An 18,706-nucleotide genomic window follows, 5' to 3' on the forward strand; every position below is an offset into this window, starting at 1 on the left:
GTCCCCGCGGGCCACCGTCTGGAATTCCTGAGCGACAACGGCGGGGCCTACATCGCGACGGACACGCGAGCGCTTGCACGCTCGCTGGGCTTGCAGCCCATCAACACCCCGGTGTGCAGTCCTCAGAGCAACGGCATGGCCGAGAGCTTCGTGAACACGTTCAAGCGCGATTACGTGGCGCGCATGGACCTGCGTGACGCACAAACGGTGCTTGCGCAGTTGCCTGCCGCCTTCGAGCACTTCAACGAGGTGCATCCGCACTCGTCGTTGAAAATGTGCTCACCCCGAGAGTTCAGGCGGCAGCAGGCCGCGCAGGCGCGCCAGGAGGCATCGATGGACCAGGCGCTTTATTGCGAATAGGACGGGGCCGGGAATACGGGGGCAACATCACGCGGACAGTTTGAAAGCAAAAGAATGGGTGCACCTTCATCATGAACAGCTCGACCGGTGTTGACCAATTCCGAGACCGACACTTGCTTATCAATTTCAGACATCTGCCGGCACTCGGACCTGCACCTGCCCGATTCGCTCGATGACGTCCACCCCCAGCCACCTGCCGGGGCGCTATTTCTCGCTGCTTCTGAGTTCGTTGGAGGCGCAGGGCGTAGACACACCGCGCCTGCTGCAGCTCGCCGGCATCGAGCCGGCGTGCATCGACAGCCGCAACGGGAAGCTGAAGCTGGCGCAGGTGCACGCGTTCCTCGAAGCCGCCCATGAGATGACTGGGCGCACGGACCTGGGCTTCGAAGTGGGGCGGCTCATCAAGCTCAACTCGCACGACATCCTGGGATACGGCATGCTCAGCTGTCGCGACCTCGACCACGTGCTGCGGCTGACAAGCCGCCACTACGACTTGATCAATCCGCTCTTCTCGATGCGCTACCGGCGCACGGAGTCCGTGGGCGAGGCGATCTTCACGCCCATCGTCGCAATGCCCGTCAGGACGCTGCACTTCGTCATCGAAGCGATCGGCGTGTCGGTGCAGAACCAGATCATGATGATGCTCGGCTCCGAGGAAAACGGGTTCGACATTCGCATGGGCATGCCGGTGCCGGCACATGCTGCGCGCTACGCGCAGTTGCTGCCCGCGCGCTTCTATTTCGACGACGCTGCCATTCCTGCCGTCACGCTGCGGGTCGAGCCCGAGCTGCTGAAGAAGCCACTACCCCTGGCGTCGGAGCTGACCGTGGCGCAGGTCGAGGCGCAACTGGCCAAGAGCAAGCGCCGTCCGACGGCCGGCGGCGGCTGGGGCGACTACGTCACCATGCTGCTGCGCGAAACCCAGGGCCTGCATGTCAGCATGAAGGACATCGCCCTGCGCATGAACATCTCGGCACGCACGATCGACCGCAACCTGAAGAAGGAAAACGTGCAGTTCCGCGAATTGCTTCACCAGGTTCGATTCGAGCGGGCAAGGGAACTGCTGGCCGTGCCTCATGCCACGGTCTCGGAGGTGGCTGAGTCGGTGGGGTTCAGTCATGTGGCCAACTTCTCGCGGGCGTTCCGTCGCCGCTTTGCGGTCACGCCAACGGACTACCAGGCGCTGCTGGCGGGAGACGTCGATCCCAAACTACCCGACGCTGCCGGCAACAGGCAAGGTCTTCAGGAAGTCAGTCGGCGTCAGTCCGGAATGACGGCGGAATGCGCGGGTGAAGTTCGCCGCGTCGCTGAAACCCAGTTGCTGCGCGACGCCTGACACGGTCGCACCTGGCCGCGCGAGCAGGGATTGCGCGCGCTCGAAGCGAACCTGCTGCGCCAGGTCACGGAATTGCAGGTGCTCCTTCTTGAGGTTTCGATCGATCGTGCGTGCCGAGATGTTCATCCGGCCGGCGATCTCGTCGAGCGTGAGCTGCCTGTCGGTTTCGCGCAGCAGCATGGTGATGTATTCAGTCCATCCGCCATGCGGCGCCGGCCGGCGCGTGCTGGCGCTCAGTTGCTTCTCGATCTGCTCGACTGTGGCCGGCGACGCCATCGGTAACGGCAGCTCCAGCGAGCGGACGCCAATCTGCAGCGTCACTGCCGGCATGGCGCCCTCGTCGAAATGGAATCGCGCCGGCAGCAACTCCAGGTAGCGCAAGCGATGGGCCGGGACCGGCATGCCCATGCGGACGTCGAAGGCGGGACTGTCCGCGCCGAACAGCAGTATGAACTGGTTCTGCACCGAGACGGCGATCGCCTCCATCACGAAATACATGGTGCGCAGCGGCATCGCCGCCACGGGGTTGAACACCGCCTCGCCGCCCACGTCCGCCAACCGCCGATAGCGCATCGAGAAGAGCGGATTGATGAAGTGGTAGTAGCGGCTCGTGAGGGCGAGCAGATGGTCCACGTTGCGGCAGCTCAGCATCGCGTAGCCGAGGATGTCGTGCGAATTGAGCTTGATCAGCCGGCCCGCCTCGAAGCCCAGGTCGGTTCGGCCCGTGAGGTGGTATGCGGAGGTGAGGAAGGCCTCCACCTCGGCCGGCGCCAGCATCTCTGCGATGTTGTCGAAACGACTGGCCTCGAGGCCCGCGTCCCGCAGGAGGCCAGTGGTGTCCACCCCCTGCATGCCCAGCGAGCCGACCAGCAGGGAGAGGTAGCGAACCGGTATGCGCCTGGCGGCGGCTGTCGTCATGCCATGGCTCCCCGGCCTTCGGGGAAAACCCCTGAATGTCGGAAAGTGACAGGCAGGTGTCTGCAAATGAATTGGTCGCGGGTCGTGCGGAAATTCATCATTCTTGTAAGCCATCGAGTCTCACCACGGCGGTGGCGATGCTAGTCACTAGACAGGTCCCCCACTACTGGAGCAAGCCATGCTATATGAGCAGATCCATACCGCAGTCATCGAAGACGAATCCATTCCATGGGTGCCCTTCGCACCCTACAGCAACGAGGTGCTGATCAAGTATTTCAAGTGCGATCCGATCCGCGGCGAAACCATCACGCTGCTCAAGGCGCCCGCGGGCACCGTGATGCCCCGGCACCGCCACACCGGCACGGTGATCGTCTACACCGTCAAGGGCAGCTGGAAGTACGTGGAGCACGACTGGATTGCCGGCCCGGGCAGCATCGTCTTTGAGACGGCGGGCTCGAGCCACACTCCGCAGGCGCTGCAGAATGGCGAGGAGGTCATCACCCTGAACATCGTGGTAGGTGACCTGTTGTTCGTCAACGAGCAGGACCAGATCCTCGCCATAGAAAGCTGGAAGAGTGGCGTCGACCGCTACCTGGCTTTCTGTACGGCTGCCGCCGTCGAGCCGGTAGACATTACCGCATTCGGCTGAAGATCGCGGGTTGGGCCATGTGCATCAAGAATCTGCACGGCAAACGCGTCTTGGTCACCGGCGCGGGCTCTGGCATCGGGCGGGCCACCGCCCTTGCGTTTGCCCGGGAAGGCGCGCAAATGGTGCTGAGCGACCTCGATGAGGCCAGCCTCCATTCGGTGCGCGACGCCATCGTGTCGGCGGGCGGTCGCTGCAGCACGCACAGCGTGGACGTGCGGGACGAGGCCGCAATGCAGCGCCTGGCCGAGGCGGTGCACCAGGACGGCGGCGCGATCGACGTGCTGGTGTACAACGCCGGCATTGGCTACCTGGGCGCCTTTCTCGACAGCCCAGTGGATTCCTGGGATCGAACGTTGCACACCAATGTTATGGGCGTTGTGCACGGGCTGCGCAGCTTCCTTCCTGCGATGCATGAGGCGGGCGGCTTCCGTTGGGTGGTCAACGTCGCCTCGCTCGCGGGCTTCGCGCCGGCGCCCAACATGAGCGCCTACGCCGCTTCCAAGTCGGCGGTGATTGGCCTGTCGGAGTCCGTGTCGCTCGAGCTGAGGCTGTGCGAATCGCAGGTGGGCATGACGGTGGTGTGTCCCGGCATCATCGATACTGCCATCACGCGCAATACACGCAACGTAGCGCCGGGCATCGGCGCGCAGCAACTGGCCAGGCTGCAGGCCTTCTATGCCGCTAAGGGTGCGCCAGCTGAGGTCGTCGCCGATGCCATCACGCGTGCCGCCTGCAACACCGCCTTCGCGCGACTCGAGAGTGGCACACGATGCTCTTTACCCGCTTTCATGCGCTCCGCCGGCAGCGTCCATTGCGACAGGTGCGCGTCTAGCAGGCTGTTGAATTTCAAGTCGACTGAACATCACCGGCCCTTGCTGCCATGGGTCGAAGAAGTGCTGGATTGATTCCGGCCTTGGTCGAGGCCAAGTGGCGAGCGGCGTTCTGCCGCTCCTTGCCCCTCATGCCGGGTCGACTTGGGCCTCGTTGCCCAGCATTCGGGCCATCCTGACCAGGTTGCTGGCCGTCATCGTGAGCTTGAACTGCTGATCGACCTTGCGGATGCCCCGATACAGTGTCTGCCTGATGGGTCCGATGACCTTGCCCCATCCGAAGTGCTCCTCAATGCGCTTTCGAACGACTTGGCTCAGCGCATAGCTGTCGTGTCGTGTGGTGCGTGCATCGATGGCACTGGCGCGATGCCGCGTCACGTTGGCCGCCACGTGCGGCGTCACGTTTCGCTGCCGGCAGGCCTGCACGAAGTCTCGGGTGTCGTAGGCCTTGTCCGCGCCCAGCGTCTTGCGGCCAGCGCCAGGCACTTTGTCCAGCATGCTCAAGGCCGCCGTGCGTTCGCTCGTGCCGCCGGCATGCGTCACCACCGCGCCCACCACCAACCCGGAGCGGTTCTCCATCAGCACGTGACCCTGGTAGCCCAGCACCGCAGCCGTGTTGTTGCTCTTCCTGAACAGCCGCGCGTCCGGATCGGTCGTGCTGGCGTGCGTGTCGTTGCTGCGCGGCTTGCCGCGCCAGTCGGCCAGCGCATTGCGCCCTGAGCCAGCGCTGCTTCCACCGCTGCTGCTGTCGTCGCCGCTGCCGTCCTTGGGCACGAAGCTCTTGTGGCTGGCCCACGCCTGGATCAGGGTGCCATCCACCGAGAAATGCTCCTTGGACAGCAGCCCCTGCTTGTCCGCCAGCGCCATCACCTCGGTGAAGAAGCGCTCGATCACCTCGTTGGCCAGCAATCGGTCTCGGTTCTTGGAGAACACCGAGTGGTCCCACACCTCGTCGTCGATGGCCAGCCCGATGAACCAGCGAAACAGCAGGTTGTAGCGCACCTGCTCCATCAATTGGCGCTCGCTGCGCACCGAAAACAGGATCTGGATGAGCATCGCGCGCAGCAGCTTCTCCGGCGGGATGGAGGCGCGGCCCGAATCGCTGTAGATCCGGTTGAACAACTCGTTGAGCCCGCCCAGCGCCTGGTTGACCAGTTCGCGCACCGAGCGCAGCGGGTGCTGTGCCGGAACGAAGTCCTCCAGTTTGGAGAAGCTGAACAGACCTTCCTGTACCTCGTCGCTTCCGCGCATCCCAGCCTCCTGCAGCTTGATCTTCACCTGCAACGGCTCGGGCGCGCGATGGTTTACGGCGAGGGGAATTTCAACAGCCTGCTAAGTCCTTGGTGGACACCATCGTGATCTACACAAGAGCCAAGCTCAAGACGGGATCACCGCGCGCTTACGGCGCGCCTAGTTGGCAAGGCGTTCTACGTTGCCCCAATTGACTTACTCGGTGGCGACTAGCGCCTTGCGCCTTGCGCGCGCACGAATGTTTAGCGCTTCGACTGCCAGCGAGAAAGCCATAGAGACATAGATGTACCCCTTTGGCACGTGTTGATCGAAGGCTTCGGCCGTCAGTGCCATGCCCACCATGACCAGGAAGGCGAGCGCCAGCACCTTGACAGAAGGGTGCCGGTCGACAAAGTCGCCGATCGGCTTGGCCGCGACCAGCATCACCGCCACGGAAGCGACAACGGCTGCCACCATCACCGAGATCTGATCGACCATGCCGACCGCGGTGATTACCGAGTCGAGCGAGAAAACGATGTCGATCACCGCGATCTGGCCGATGATGCCCCAGAATTGTGCGGAGCCCCCACCTGGCGTGCCGCTGTCTGATGTTGGCTTGGGCCGCTGCTCCTCACGCGCCTCGACTTCGACAAAGATCTCGTGTGAAGCTTTGTAGAGTAGGAATAGTCCGCCGAGCAGCAGGACGAGGTCGCGACCGCTGATGCCGCGCCCTGCGACGGTGAACAAGTCCGCCGTCAGTCCCATGACCCAGCTTAGCGACAGCAACAGGAGCAGGCGCATTCCCATAGCAAAGCCAAGCCCCAGTCGCCGCGCCTTGTCGCGCTGCTCGGGCGGCAGACGCCCCACCAGGATGGAGATGAAGATGATGTTGTCGATGCCCAGGACGATCTCCAGGGCGGTCAGCATTCCGAAGGCGAACCAGACGTTCGGATCCAGCAGCAGCGTGGTCATGGGGTGCATGTTGCAAGTTGTGATGGCGCGCAGTGTCACCCATTTTGGGCAGCCCCGGGCCGGTCTACGTCGCTGCCTCCGGCGGAGCGGCCTCTGCTCGCCGGCGAACTAGTTCACTCATCGCAAGCGTCTAAGCACCCCGCTTTGAAGCGTTGGTGGCTGGCGGCCGAGGATGTCCACCTCTAAATGCACATCTCGACGGGAGCTCCGAAGGGTGGTGGTCGCGGATATCGGGGCGCGCAGCTCATCTGTACGATGGCAGTGTGTCGTCGGCAACAGTCGTCGCGAGGTTCTATTGTTTTCGTCAAGCCGGTTTGGGCCCAAGCTTTTGGGAGTCGAACGCTTGATCGCTCTTCCAAACTGCAAAGGCCACGCGCAGCAGCTTGCGCCCCATGATCACGATGGCTTCAGTGGAGGCAAAGCCCTTGGCGCGCAAGGTTTGGTACCACGGTGCGAACAGCTTGCTTCGACTGGCGGAGAAGCCGGCCAGCCACATCTGGCGGCGCAACAGCGCCGGCCCCTTCTTGCTCAATCGCCGGCGCCCATGCCGAGTACCGGAATCGTTCGCACGCGGATCCAGTCCGCTGTAGCCCACCAATGCGTCTGCGTTAGCGAACTCGAGGCGGCTGAACAGCGTGGTCAACAAGGCGCCCGATTGCGGGCCGATGCCCGTGATGGTAAGCAGCAGTCGGTACCCGCGGGCCATGCGCGCGTCGCTGTCGATCAGGCGCTGTACCTGCGCATCGATGGACTTGAGCAGCGCCTGGAAGGCCGCGTTCAACCCTGCCAACTGCGCGCCGTCGGCACGCCGACAAACGCCTGGGTCAAGGCGGTTCGATGCGCCACTACCTGTGCATGGCGCACGAGCAATTCCTGCAGCTGCTGCTGGGTGGCGCTGCCGGGGTGCCAAGGATGCAAGTGCGCAGTGATGTTGCTCCAGATAGCGCGCAATCACCACGGCGTCCACAGCATCGGTCTTGGCGCGGGTGCCGAGCGCCCGGGCGTAAAAGAAGACGTCACGGGCGTTGAGCACGTAGACCTGGAGACCGGCTTGATAAGCAAGCTGCGCCAACAAGGCGTGGTAGCGTCCAGTGGACTCCATGGCAATGAGTGCATGCGCAGGCACCGTGCGCAGCCAGGCGCGAATGCTGGCTGCGTCGTTGGCAATGCTGCAAGGCCGCTGGCCGGCGATGCAAATGACGAGCTCGGCCTTGGATATGTCCACGCCGACGAACAAGGTAGACGGTTGCATGGGAGTACCTCCGATGAAGACAATGGCCACGTCGGGGTGAACCCATCCGTCGCGTTGGCTTGCCTTCAGATCGGTGGTCACGGTGCACCGCAAGGCGCACTGTGCCGCTCAGTTCCTGATCGACGCTGGAGGGTGGGGTGGGAGAAAACTCGCGAGGTCGGTCAGCAGGCGGCTGCCGATGCACCACAGAGTCCCTCACCCCGACACCTCAAACAATACAAGAACCAAAGCCGCCTTTGAGGGATCCGCCGGCGCGGCATGGTGGTTCCCCGGCAGTGAATTCGCGGGCCGAGCCGTTGCTCAGCAGCCGGGTCAATCAGTCCTGCCTGTGGCCACTCGATCCACCTCAGGTGGGACGGCAGCAACGCTGCGGGTGTCAACGTCAGACGCTTTGCGGCACTTGCGCCTTGAAGTGCTGGTTCGGCGCTGGCTAGAACTGACACTTGGCGAAGTTCCAGAACATGCGCGTCGCGCAGGGGCCTCTCATGTCGCTGTAAGGCAAGCCCGTCGTCCCGCCACTCCATGCGTGACCGAGACCTTGAACCTTGCACAACGTAACGATAGTGCGGCCCTTGCGGGTGAATTCCGTCTCATGAACCGCGTGCCGCCCCTCATGCTGCCAAGTTCGTTCGGTCCCTATGGCCGATCCGGTGGCCATGGACCAGATGCCGGCGGTGCTGTCGGCGTTGCTTGGTGCGACGACATCGTCAGCGTCGCCATGGAGCACGAACAGACCAGGCAGCGTGGTGCCGGCGGCCGCGGCACGTACGGCCTTGCCGACGGCGGTGAACGTGATGGGCGGGGCGTGTAGTCCGGTCATCGCACTCATAGCGGTAAGCGCCGACATGGCGGCGCCTGGTGCGACGCCGGAATGCATGGCAACTGCCTTGATGCGTTGCGGAAAGAGGCTCGCCAGTAGGGCGGCCATGCTCGCACCCGCCGACAGTCCAGCCACGGCAATGCGGTGCGGATCCGTCGAGTACTGCTTGCAGACTTGATTGATGGCGGCCATCAGTGTCGCTGCCTCGGCCACCGCCAAGCCCGAGGTGCGTTCGCACCAGTTCCAGCATCCCTTGGAATTGGCAAGCCGATCCTGTTCTGGATAGAGCACGAAGAAGCGCTCGCGCGCAGCCAACTGATGCATGCGCGTGATCCGGGCGAAGTCCATAGCCATCTGCCCGCAACCGTGGAGCATCACCATGACTGGCAGGTGCCCTTCCTCCGCCCGCAAGTTCGGTGGTTGGTACAGGTAATAGCGTCGCGGTCCGCCCGGACCAGTCGCCAGTCCAGCGAGCCAACTGCCAAGTTCGATCGACGGCGCTATCGGATCCCGTCCTCTCATGGGGCCTCGATCGGGGACTTCGATTGCCAATGGCGCGCGAACGCAGGCGCTGTTCGAGCAACAACTTGCCCAATCCGCCGCAGGAGCGGCCACCACGTGGGCCGTTCGTTTTGCCCCAGGTGATTGGCCATGTCGTCGGCCAGTTCCCGCCCGCATGCATCGGCGAGGTTGAGAGGGCGCAACGCGCAAGGATGCCATGTGCTGCTCATCTTGCGGCGAGCTCCGGGAAGTCTTCCATGCTCCGGCTGTAGTGCGCTACGGCGGCTTGCTGACGTCGCCGCCGGCGGCGTTCCCGGTTCAGGATTTGGGAGAGGGGTCTGCTCGAAAGCACGGCCAAAAAATGATCAAAGGCAGTGAGCCAGAGGGGCGACTGCGCGCCCGCCAGCCCCAATACGTGGATAAGCATGGTGAACTAAACGAAGGATGCTTCGATGCGCGTGATGCACCGAAACTGTGGCGTTCATGAGCGCAGGTTCGCTTCACGCGGACTTGATCGGAGATCGCCTCACAGAGATAAGAGGGCCCATTGCGAGCGAGTAGCGCGCAAATGGGGAACTCTCGGATGCGAGTTCCGTATTGGGCCCGAGAGGCAAGTGCCTGCCAATGAGATCAATCCGAAAACGTCTAGTTCGGACTTGAAAAGTCAGGGCAATCGCATCAAGAGTTCTTCAGTATCAATGGGTTGCGCGTGAGAACATTGCGCGCATTCAGAGCCCGAGAAGTTCAGCGCGACAGTTGTCGCTTGCGCGGGCTTTCAGGGGGCTGTTCTTCATGCCTGCCTTGGCCAAGGGGGTAGCCGCCTGCTCCACCATATGTCTAAAGAAAACGGGCCTTCGCGGCCCGTTTTCTTTTCTACCCGCCCAATGAGCCCGCCATACGGAAAAGTGAGTAAAAGGAGCTATCTCACGTGGGCCAGCGGACGCACGCGATGGCTGACGCCAAGCCGGGCTGACACATCAGCCACCTTGTGGCCGCGCTCGGTGATCTGCTTGATCGCTTCGATCTTGAATTCTTCGGGGTATCTCTGCTTGCTCATGGCATCTCGTATTGGGCCTCAGGATTGAGGCTCACAGGCGGCGCACTGGCTCGACGCATTCAACGGCCACATCACGTTCACCGCGATGGCGCCGCGGCGCAACTCCAAGCGGATGTCACCAAGCACGCCGGAGCCTCAGGCAACGCAAGCGCAACGAACTCGTCTTGCCGATCGCTGCACGTCATACCCGTCCCAGACAGGCGCCGCCACTTGTGCACGAGGTTGGCGTTCAGACCGTGCGCCAGCGCCACCTGCGCTACCGACGCTCCAGGTTCGGCGCAGGCCGCCAGCACCCCTTGCTTGAGATCGTCCGCATGGCGCCGCCGGCTCGCGCGCTTGGAGTCTTCCATGGTGTCCGCCCAAATCCTTGGTGGACACCATCGTCATGGACACACATCTCGATCTCAAGATGGGATCACCGCGCGCTTACAAGCCGGCTACTTTTCTCATGCGTACTCCTGGGAATTTGTGGTGTTGGAAGGGAGCGACGGTTGCGGCGAAAGTGGTTTTTTTGCGGCCCCTGCAACCTTCTCGACCCATTTCCAAAGTTGCATGCCGTTTGATCCCTTCACGAGCACTGAATCACCGTGTTTGAGTTCAGCCGCCAGCGCGCGCTCCAATTCCGCAAGGGTTGAGAAGTGCTTTGCATGCGGGAGTTTGTGCACACCCAAGAGAGGGCGCAGCAGTTGTTCCATATTCTCGCCCCGTAGGAACACCATTGCAGGGCTGCATCGGGCAATGACGCTGGCCAGTTCCAGATGCAACTCTTTTGTGCGGTCACCCAGCTCTAGCATGTCTCCAAGTACCAATACCTTGCGACCGGAGACCGATCCTTGGCCGAAGCACTGGAGTGAGGCAACCATGGACAGGGGATTAGCGTTATAGCTCTCATCGATAATCTTGATTTCAGCCGCGCCCACGCGCCCAAAAACAGCCTGGCCGCGCCCGCCAAGGGGTTCAAAACTTGATAGCCGTTGGCTCGTGAATGGGAGGTCCAATGCCTTGGCTACGGCCATGCAGACCAAGCTATTGACGGCCATGTGCAGTCCGGGCGCGCCGATTCTGTATCTTTGCGTCGTACCTTGTGTATGGTCACTGACGCGCACTTCGCCGGTCGCCGGCTCATAGGAAGTCAGTTGCAGGTCGGCATTCTCGGCCAGCCCGTATGTCAACACATGCAGTCCCCGCTCACGCGCCTTGCTCACAATAAACTCGGCGTGCTCGGCGTCCGCGCATATCACCGCGCAGCCGCCCGGGACCATGCCCTGAAAGATGTTTGCCTTGCGCCTCGCAACATCGAACGTGGTTTCTCCCGGCTTCATGTGCGAGTCGCCAATGTTGGTAATGACGGCCACGTCCGGCCTAGCTAGCTTGATGAACTGGAAATTCCGAGCGTTGATAGCGCTGATCGCAGTTTCCAGAACCACCATATCGGTAGCGCGAGGGGCATTGGCCAGGGTGTGCATGATGCCGACTCGCGAGTTGTAGTTGTCAACCGAGGCACGCACGCGCATGTCGGCGCCGAAAACATGCGACACCATGGCGCTGACAGTCGATTTGCCGGAGCTTCCAGTGACCGCAACGACACGACCGCGCATTCTCTGGCGTGCCGTCGCGCCCAGTTCGATCATGGCTTTAACGGGATCATCAACTTGAAGCCTCGGAAAAGATGGGTCGAGCCCCTGCACGTCATGTTTGACAAGACCCCCCGCGAGTTTGGGCGACAACTCGGGCAGGAATCGGTGCCTGTCATAGCTATTCGGGCCTCGAACGCTTAAACGTTCATGCGCCCATAGCGTGTCGTAGTCGTGTGCCACGTACAGTCCGGGAACCTGCAGGCTCTTCACTTGTCCCCTGAGATTCGTGACTACCTGAACCCCCCAGCCGGGTGGCGGTTGAACAATCCAGCGACCGCCTGTGACGGCGCGCAATTGATCGGCAGTCCACGCTACATCAGGGTCATCTGCATCCGGGGGAAGCTGATCCAATGGCAGCAGCTTGTAGACTGGCCATGATTCCCCGCCAGACGGAATGTTTTGCGGTGGCGTCCATTCAATGCGTCGTGGTAGCGACACCAAGGCTGGTCTTTCGGCCGCCGAGACCGCTCGCGCTTGAAGTTGCAGCGTAGCGGCTGTCTTGGGCAACACGCCCGATGGCCGCAGACTTATCCGGTCATGATAAATGCGACCCGGCTCCCACTGCGAAGTAGGCCACATCCAATCGCAAGGATCATGGTCGAAACTGCGGCCCCAATCCACAGCAGGTTTGACACCGGCCGCGGTCGCGCGTAGGTCCAGCCGCCAATCCTGGCTTGTGGGTTCGATCAAGCTCCAGTAGCTGTCCACGAACACCAGATTGGGCGCATTTTTTTCACCTGTACACGCGCGCATGCCCAGCAGCCGCAGCGGGCCGAACGTCAACGGCTGCGCGAGGACCGCGTCTTGGGGCACCGCCGCAACGCTCCATTCCGGGCGCATCGTGCGCACAGGCGCTGCGGCGTGCTCCCGGTCGGGAGGCGAGAGCTTGAGCTTGCAACTGCCATCAGCTTTCATTTTCCATAAGCCGCGGCCACCCGACGAGAGGGCATCACATAAGGCGATGAATCGCTCGCTGGCTTGCTTTGCATCCTCGCCTACGCGACGTGCGGTTCGGCCAAAGTCACCCGCCAGCGGCGTGAACTGAACACCATGAACACCATCCGCGTCAAACTCCAAAGCAAAGAGGCCGCTGTCCTCGTTAGAGCGTGTGACAGCGTCGAACAACAGGTCGCCCGCATCATGAATGATCGGACGCCCACGGTATATTTCCACCCCCTGCAAAACGTGGGCAGAGGCACCGAGTACTGCATCCGCGCCTGCGTCAATCAATGCATGGCCGCAGGCAATTTCGTCGGCTGCTGGCGCGGTCGCGAGATTGGGCCCCCAATGCACGGCCACGAATACAACATCCGCGCGCTTGCGAGCTTGCTGGATACGCGGCGCGAGCGCAGCGAACCAAGCCGCTGGATCGGACAGCGACAGAAACGCGTGCCCTGGCGTGGTTTCGCCAGCGGCAAAACTGCGCATCGTGGCATCGATAGAAAAGAGGGCAACCGTATAGGCTCCCGCCTGCCGGTATGCCGGCGAAAAAGCGGCTTCACGATTGGCGCCGCTGCCCGCATGGCCAATCCCTTCCGCATTGAGCCAGCCCGCTTGTTCGAGTAGCGCCTGTGGCCCGTAGTCGCCGCTGTGGTTGTTGGCCGTGGCGACCAATCCAATCTTGGCGTCGTTCAAGAGTCGCAGCATTTCCGGGCGCGCCCGAAAGTAGTAGGGAGATCGCTCGCCTTTAGCCACTCCAAGTTGTCCGCCAGTGGCGACCACGCATTCGAGATTCACAATGGCGAGATCTGCTGTGTGCAGCAGCTCGTTCGGCAAGACCCTCCCGTCGAATTCGTGCACTAGATAGTGTTGGCGGCGGCCGAGATTGACATCACCGCCCCACATAACCACCGAGTGGTCAAGTTTGTTTTTTTTCTCAGATTTGCTCATGGCGTTCTTAATTCAAATTTCTAGGAAAAGACATATCGATCAAATTCGCCGACATGCCACATACAACCTTAAGTAGCAGCGACGCCGATCACCAACAAGACGCGTCCGAAAGTTGGTCAATTGGAATTGGTGTGCGTCAGAAATTGCAGGGGTGAGTGCAATACCTTACGGGTAAATTAACTCTTCCCAGCTAGACTTTGACTCGCAAGAGGAGTAACACACTCTTTGCAAATCCCAAGCGTCAATAGTGAAAAAAGGAGTGGCTTGATGATATTTAAAAGCACGCCAAAGGCAATTTCAATTCTGCTTTTTGGGGTATTGGCCAGCCTGGAGGTCGTTAATGCGCAGCCAATAACCTCGTGCCCAGTGAGCCAAATTACCACGGGCCTAGTTCCATCACTTACGGAAAAGTATGAGGTGTCGGGCAATGGCATTCGCGTTTTTTATACTCTTGCCGGCGAACATGCGCTGGTCATTCAAACGGACCTAAATGGCAACGGCGTGCCGGACTATGTAGAAAATGTTGAAAAACAGGCAGACGCTGCCAGGAAGGCGTACAACCTTGTCGGGTTTCGCGATCCGCTGGAGAGTGGCAGATATCGCGCCGCTACACACATAGACATTAATTTGGGCAACATTGCCGGCGGGGCCGCCTACAGCGAGCCAGGAATATGGGGAGCCGTCCCTCAGAGGGGAGGTGTCTGCGCAATCAGAATTGACCTTTCAAGTGGCATTGCCAATTATCCAGGCACATGGAGCATCATGGCCCATGAAATGTTCCATCTATTCCAATATGGTTATTCAATGATGAAGCGATCTTGGTTCATTGAGCCGACCGCCAATTGGGCGGAGCGAATCATCCGTACCGGCACTATGAATCACCCTGACCCAACACAGAAACTGCCGCAAACGATGGAAGAAATGCAGACAACTGTGTTCAGTCAAACCTACCCGTACAATTTTTGGAGTCGCCTGGCGAAGATCATGGACCCGGCCGAAGACTCCATTGATCTGCCGGAAGAGTTGCGAAATGCCACTTATGTGGATGGATCGCTCATTTTCAAAGATGACAAGATCCGTGGGTTCGGGTTTCTCAGCAGGTTCTATCAATATCTTGATGCAGAGGATGCCGTGGTATCACAGCTCTACGGATGGCCTGAATATGATTGGGGTTCGGGAAATCAGAACCATGCGATGCATGACGCAAGAGTACTTAAAGTCATTCAGCGCGCTATTTCGAGCACTGGCATGAAAAACCATCAACAGCCCGACCAAGTTTATGACGATATTGAGGGGTTTTTGACCATGAACTAGGAGGGGGAGGACGCAAAGGCTCGGGCATATTGCATGGCGTGCCCGGGCCGAATAATAATAAGAAGTAGATGATTAAATCTCAATGCGCGGCAGGCGTAGTGGCGGCGTGCCTTGCGGTATCCAGGCCAGTCAATGTCGTCTCAGAAGTCGCGGCGCCTTGCTCGAACGGCACAACAGCTAGGGGGACGGACGGCCATTATGTGGAACCTCTGCACAAATATGAGGAGATTTCGCCATTCCGGGTTTCTATACGCAAACAGTGGGGCCCATGCCAATCTGGACAACAGGGATCCGAATGCCAATGGGGTGCCCGACTACGTGGAGAATGTGGCACGACAGGCGAACTTCGTGCGCCTCGCGTTGAATTCCCTAGGATTTCGTGACCCGATGGAAAGCTCGCGCTATAGGGCTGTCAAGTACATCGATATTTCCGTCAAAGATTTGGGCGCGTACAACGGCTTGGCTTATGACGAGCATTCGGTTTATCCGAACGTCCCAATCAAGACCAACGATTGCGCGCTGCTAATCGATATCGCCAGGCACTTCGCCAATTTCCCGGCAACCACGACCCCAATAGTGGGTCATGAGGTTCCACATCTATTGGAACAGTTACACCATGTTTAAAGGCGCCTGGGCCATGGAAGGAACGGCCAAATGGGCCGAGTACGTAATCGGGGCAGGCACGCGGGGCACGAATGCCGACATTCCCCTGCCTTCCACGATGGCGCAAATGGATGAAGTTTTTGCCCACAGTTTGCCCATGTGGTTCTGGGATCGGCTCATCCTGTTGGTTGACGCATCGCCCGACAGCATCATTCACCTGCCGCCATCGGTTGCCGGGCTAACCTACGTCGATGGCACCCCGATCATGAAGGATAATAAGTTCCGGGGCGCGGCACTGATCAAGGCATACCTCCAGGCATTGGATGCAGAGGATGACGTGGTGACAGCGGTCAATGGTCTGGCCCAATATAGATGGGCGGAGAGCTACCAGTCGAACCCGATTCATCGACCTAGGATGCTCAAGGCCCTGCAGCGGGCTGTCCGCAACACCGGCGCAACCGGCGCGGAGATAGATGCTTTCCTAGCCATTCAATAGTGCGGCAGTACGTGACGGGCGACAAGTAAGGCGCCTGTCACGGTGACATCGTTGGCCCCGCAATGCGGCGCAGGGCAGCGCCTCACCTACCATGCAAGCGCCCGTGCTCATCACAATAGCCTACGCTGCTCGCGCATCGCTTTGTGCAAGTCGCTCACGGCCGCGCGCAGCGGTGCCAGCAGGCCACCTGCATAGGCATTGCGCGCAACCACCGCCTTACCTTCGGGGCTGACGGGGCCTGTGGATCGAAGCCATGGCTTCCTCCGCTGGATCGCTTCTCGCTGTCGTTGCCGGCGCTGCGGAGTCCAGCCCGCCGCTGCATTTCCCATGATCGGCCTCCAATAGTTTGTTTTGCGTGGGCTCGATTTCTTCCGCGCGCGCGGCAGGGCCCGTTACGGCGCTGGCGTTGTTCACCTGCTGCGCCCCCTGCGCGATGTTCGCCTGCCTCACGAAAGCCACTGGCGCGGATACCTCAGATCGACCAATGCCGAGATGGTTGCGCGGCTCTGGCTCTGCGCTTTCAAAGCCAGACCGAGGAAAGTTTCGTAGTGACGCAACTGAACCTGAAGCGAGGCCCTGCGCGCCAAGCTGGTGAAGATCGTTTGCAATGCCGTCGCTTGCGACACGAGCATGGCTTCAAGATCGGAGAGGTCATTGCGGCCGACCGCCGAGAAGGTCTTCCGCAGTTGCTCGACCATCGTCTGCAAGTCCGCGTCTTTGCCCATGAGGTTGCCCTGATACGCCTGCATCGCCACCGCGCCATTGACGGATGCCATCGTCGCCATGCGTCCCTTTTGAGCGGGCGTGTGCACTGGTGCTGGCGTCTTCGGGTCAGTGCGCGCGTCTTGGTTCGGCTTGTGCCGGCCTTTTTCGTGGTCACCGTCATGACTCGCCTCCTTGAGCTGGTTGCACCGGTCATGGCGTAGGCCGGGTTTGCCAGAAGTGCTCCAGTAGGTCGGCGCGAAGATGCACCGGGGTGGCGAGCACATCCACGCGCATATCGGCTCGGGCCTTGTCGCTGTCGCCGTAGTGATCACAGACTTTCATGGCGGCGGCAAGAAGCTCGGTGGTGGTGCGGTGGGCTTTGGCCACGAACGCCAACAGATCGGGCTTGTAGTCCCGAATGGCCGTCCTCAGTTCGTCGGTCAGCAGCTCGGCGGGGCGCACCAGCAGCTTTCCATCATCGGCCCGGACGGTCACACCGGCATCGTGAAGCATCCGGAACAGGTCGGCGGGCTGCATCAGAATTCCTCCTCGGCGTCGGCCGGAGCCGGGCCGCCATCGCCGAAGGTGTCCAGATTTTCCCGAAGATGTCCATCGTTTTGAATGGACACCTTCGCAGTATTTTGGACACCTTCAGGCAGTCGCCAGTACCACCCGCTGTCCATGCCGCCCTTCTTCCGGACGATCTGCATGTCATCGGCAGCGCGGCGCACGGTCCGCCACGCATGACCCGCCTCCGCCGCGTCCGCCTTCACCTGCTTGGACGGCATTGGCCCATCGGCCAGCAGTTCCCGCAAGAAGTCTTCCGCGCTGTCAGTGGCGGACTTCTCGCCATCGTCGTCCTCGTTCGGATCGGTCAGCAGCTCACGCGCCGACCCGGCCACCGCTCGTCCCCACGCCACCCGCGATGCCTGAATGCCGGACAGTGCCTCGATCTGCTCCAGGTAGTATTCGAAGCCACCATCGTCTGGCCCAATGTTGGACTTCGATCGCGCCAGGATGCGGCGGTCGATGCCTTCCATGTTCTTGACCTTGGCGGCCACCAGCACCACGCGGGCCACGGCGGCGAAGGCCACGGAGCCGACGACGCGCTGCGTCGGGTCTTGACCTTGCCCGGCCTTGGAAAAGTGGCTGATGCCCAGCACCGCCGCATCGGTCGCAACGGCGAGGTCGACCAACGGTTGCAGCGCCCTGCGAACCTCAGTGTTTTTGTGACTGTCGCCGAGCACCGCCGATACGACAGGATCGACGATCAGCAGCTTCGCCCCGCCGACAACGTCAATCGCCGACATGAGCGGCACCATGTCCCGGGCCGGGTCGAAGGGCAGCACCTCGCCATCGAGCCGCGCACCATCGACAAAGAAGACCTTTGCCGGATCGGCGCCGGCCGCGATCAGGCGCGGCAAAAGCGTGTCGGCGGGGTCATCCTCTCCCGACCACACGACGACGTTGCCAGCCTCGCAGCGTGCGCCGTCCGGAAAGCGTCCGCCCATCGAGATGGTGGCTGCCAGCGTGAGGGCGATGGTGGTCTTTCCCTGACCCGGCGCGCCGGCCAGGATGTGCAGTTTTGACTGCGCCAGCCAGTCGCGCCACAGCCAGGCAATGGGCCTGGGGCTTGAGCATGCTGCCGCGCGCAAGGATCACGCCATCACCAGGCACCGGCACACCGGCATACAAGGCCGCGCGCACAGCTTCGACGCCCGCCTGGTCCGCCCAGCACCGGCGCAAACGCGTCCTGACCTCTGCCCCCAAGGCCTGGTGCAGCCCCGCCCCTCCGGCGGCCAAGAACGCTGCAAAACAGCAGCCGACGAAAAGGGGCTAAGAACATGGGTAGACGCAAAAAAGCCACCCGAAGGTGGCTTTTCTCATTGGGGCAAACCCCAAAATACTGGCGGAGTGGACGGGACTCGAACCCGCGACCCCCGGCGTGACAGGCCGGTATTCTAACCAACTGAACTACCACTCCAGGATCTGTTGCGCGTGCAGATTGTAGCCGGGGCCCTTGAAGTTTCAAGGGCCCGAGCCCGAGCGCGATGCGCAGGGCCTAGGTGTAGTGTTTCAATAGATCGGTGTTCATCCGGAAGGGTCTGGGAAACTGGAGTTACCACGCTTCAGCCT

Annotated in this window: 16 protein-coding genes, 1 tRNA gene and 2 pseudogenes; 7 read left to right on the forward strand and 12 right to left on the reverse strand. The window is 61.2% G+C overall.

Annotation, left to right across the window (positions count from 1 at the left end; all coding sequences use genetic code 11):
• A partial coding sequence (locus VSO01S_RS21825; RefSeq protein ID WP_153305359.1) for an integrase core domain-containing protein occupies window positions 1-360 on the forward strand: 360 nt, incomplete at its 5' end.
• A 172-nt stretch (window positions 361-532) separates the two neighbouring features.
• A pseudogene (locus tag VSO01S_RS21830) lies at window positions 533-1,528 on the forward strand (AraC family transcriptional regulator); the annotation flags it as partial.
• A 42-nt stretch (window positions 1,529-1,570) separates the two neighbouring features.
• On the opposite strand, the gene VSO01S_RS28045 reads toward VSO01S_RS21830, so the two are convergent.
• Window positions 1,571-2,614: a helix-turn-helix domain-containing protein gene (locus VSO01S_RS28045; RefSeq protein WP_161944466.1), complete on the reverse strand. Its 1,044-nt coding sequence runs from the start codon at window positions 2,612-2,614 to the stop codon at window positions 1,571-1,573.
• 178 nt (window positions 2,615-2,792) lie between these two features.
• On the opposite strand from VSO01S_RS28045, the gene VSO01S_RS21835 reads away from it, so the two are divergent.
• Window positions 2,793-3,263 (forward strand): 2,4'-dihydroxyacetophenone dioxygenase family protein, encoded by a 471-nt coding sequence (locus VSO01S_RS21835; protein WP_068644906.1) that lies wholly within the window; start codon window positions 2,793-2,795, stop codon window positions 3,261-3,263.
• A gap of 17 nt (window positions 3,264-3,280) precedes the next feature.
• Window positions 3,281-4,168: an SDR family NAD(P)-dependent oxidoreductase gene (locus VSO01S_RS21840; protein ID WP_068644907.1), complete on the forward strand. Its 888-nt coding sequence runs from the start codon at window positions 3,281-3,283 to the stop codon at window positions 4,166-4,168.
• A 54-nt stretch (window positions 4,169-4,222) separates the two neighbouring features.
• Here VSO01S_RS21840 and VSO01S_RS21845 read toward each other — a convergent pair whose 3' ends face one another.
• From VSO01S_RS21845 to VSO01S_RS26865, 7 genes and pseudogenes are all read right to left on the reverse strand, one after another.
• Window positions 4,223-5,344 (reverse strand): IS5 family transposase, encoded by a 1,122-nt coding sequence (locus VSO01S_RS21845; RefSeq protein WP_068644916.1) that lies wholly within the window; start codon window positions 5,342-5,344, stop codon window positions 4,223-4,225.
• A 195-nt stretch (window positions 5,345-5,539) separates the two neighbouring features.
• Window positions 5,540-6,295, reverse strand: coding sequence for a TerC family protein (locus tag VSO01S_RS21850; protein ID WP_068644917.1), 756 nt, complete (start codon window positions 6,293-6,295; stop codon window positions 5,540-5,542).
• A 304-nt stretch (window positions 6,296-6,599) separates the two neighbouring features.
• Window positions 6,600-7,628: an IS110 family transposase gene (locus VSO01S_RS21855; protein WP_068644908.1), complete on the reverse strand. Its 1,029-nt coding sequence runs from the start codon at window positions 7,626-7,628 to the stop codon at window positions 6,600-6,602.
• A 349-nt stretch (window positions 7,629-7,977) separates the two neighbouring features.
• The gene (locus tag VSO01S_RS21860; RefSeq protein WP_306301716.1) at window positions 7,978-9,087 is read right to left on the reverse strand and encodes an extracellular catalytic domain type 1 short-chain-length polyhydroxyalkanoate depolymerase; all 1,110 of its coding nucleotides are present in this window, start codon (window positions 9,085-9,087) and stop codon (window positions 7,978-7,980) included.
• A 733-nt stretch (window positions 9,088-9,820) separates the two neighbouring features.
• A pseudogene (locus tag VSO01S_RS21865) lies at window positions 9,821-9,925 on the reverse strand (transposase); the annotation flags it as partial.
• Window positions 9,926-10,002: 77 nt separating this feature from the next.
• Window positions 10,003-10,275 (reverse strand): transposase, encoded by a 273-nt coding sequence (locus tag VSO01S_RS26860; protein WP_084242032.1) that lies wholly within the window; start codon window positions 10,273-10,275, stop codon window positions 10,003-10,005.
• A gap of 96 nt (window positions 10,276-10,371) precedes the next feature.
• Window positions 10,372-13,452 (reverse strand): CapA family protein, encoded by a 3,081-nt coding sequence (locus VSO01S_RS26865; protein WP_084242033.1) that lies wholly within the window; start codon window positions 13,450-13,452, stop codon window positions 10,372-10,374.
• Window positions 13,453-13,719: 267 nt separating this feature from the next.
• Between VSO01S_RS26865 and VSO01S_RS27280 the strand changes: the two genes are divergently transcribed.
• The 3 genes from VSO01S_RS27280 (at window position 13,720) to VSO01S_RS21880 (ending at window position 15,865) form a co-directional block, all read left to right on the forward strand.
• Complete coding sequence (locus VSO01S_RS27280) at window positions 13,720-14,766, forward strand: hypothetical protein (protein WP_153305360.1); 1,047 nt, start codon at window positions 13,720-13,722, stop codon at window positions 14,764-14,766.
• Between the two features lie 306 nt (window positions 14,767-15,072).
• Entirely contained in the window at window positions 15,073-15,390 is a 318-nt protein-coding gene (locus tag VSO01S_RS27900) for a hypothetical protein (RefSeq protein WP_153305361.1), read from the forward strand.
• A 13-nt stretch (window positions 15,391-15,403) separates the two neighbouring features.
• Complete coding sequence (locus VSO01S_RS21880; protein WP_153305362.1) at window positions 15,404-15,865, forward strand: hypothetical protein; 462 nt, start codon at window positions 15,404-15,406, stop codon at window positions 15,863-15,865.
• Window positions 15,866-16,311: 446 nt separating this feature from the next.
• Here VSO01S_RS21880 and VSO01S_RS21885 read toward each other — a convergent pair whose 3' ends face one another.
• From VSO01S_RS21885 to VSO01S_RS21900, 4 genes are all read right to left on the reverse strand, one after another.
• The gene (locus VSO01S_RS21885; RefSeq protein WP_068644913.1) at window positions 16,312-16,650 is read right to left on the reverse strand and encodes a hypothetical protein; all 339 of its coding nucleotides are present in this window, start codon (window positions 16,648-16,650) and stop codon (window positions 16,312-16,314) included.
• 130 nt (window positions 16,651-16,780) lie between these two features.
• The gene (locus tag VSO01S_RS21890) at window positions 16,781-17,107 is read right to left on the reverse strand and encodes a TubC N-terminal docking domain-related protein (protein WP_068644914.1); all 327 of its coding nucleotides are present in this window, start codon (window positions 17,105-17,107) and stop codon (window positions 16,781-16,783) included.
• Window positions 17,107-18,225, reverse strand: coding sequence for an AAA family ATPase (locus tag VSO01S_RS21895; RefSeq protein ID WP_068644915.1), 1,119 nt, complete (start codon window positions 18,223-18,225; stop codon window positions 17,107-17,109). The genes VSO01S_RS21890 and VSO01S_RS21895 overlap by 1 nt, the downstream gene beginning before the upstream one ends.
• A gap of 252 nt (window positions 18,226-18,477) precedes the next feature.
• Window positions 18,478-18,554: transfer RNA gene (locus tag VSO01S_RS21900), tRNA-Asp, on the reverse strand.
• Between the last annotated feature and the right edge of the window lie 152 nt (window positions 18,555-18,706).

Origin of the sequence: Variovorax soli NBRC 106424 (assembly GCF_001591385.1) — a bacterium.
Classification (GTDB): Bacteria; Pseudomonadota; Gammaproteobacteria; order Burkholderiales; family Burkholderiaceae_C; genus Variovorax; species Variovorax soli.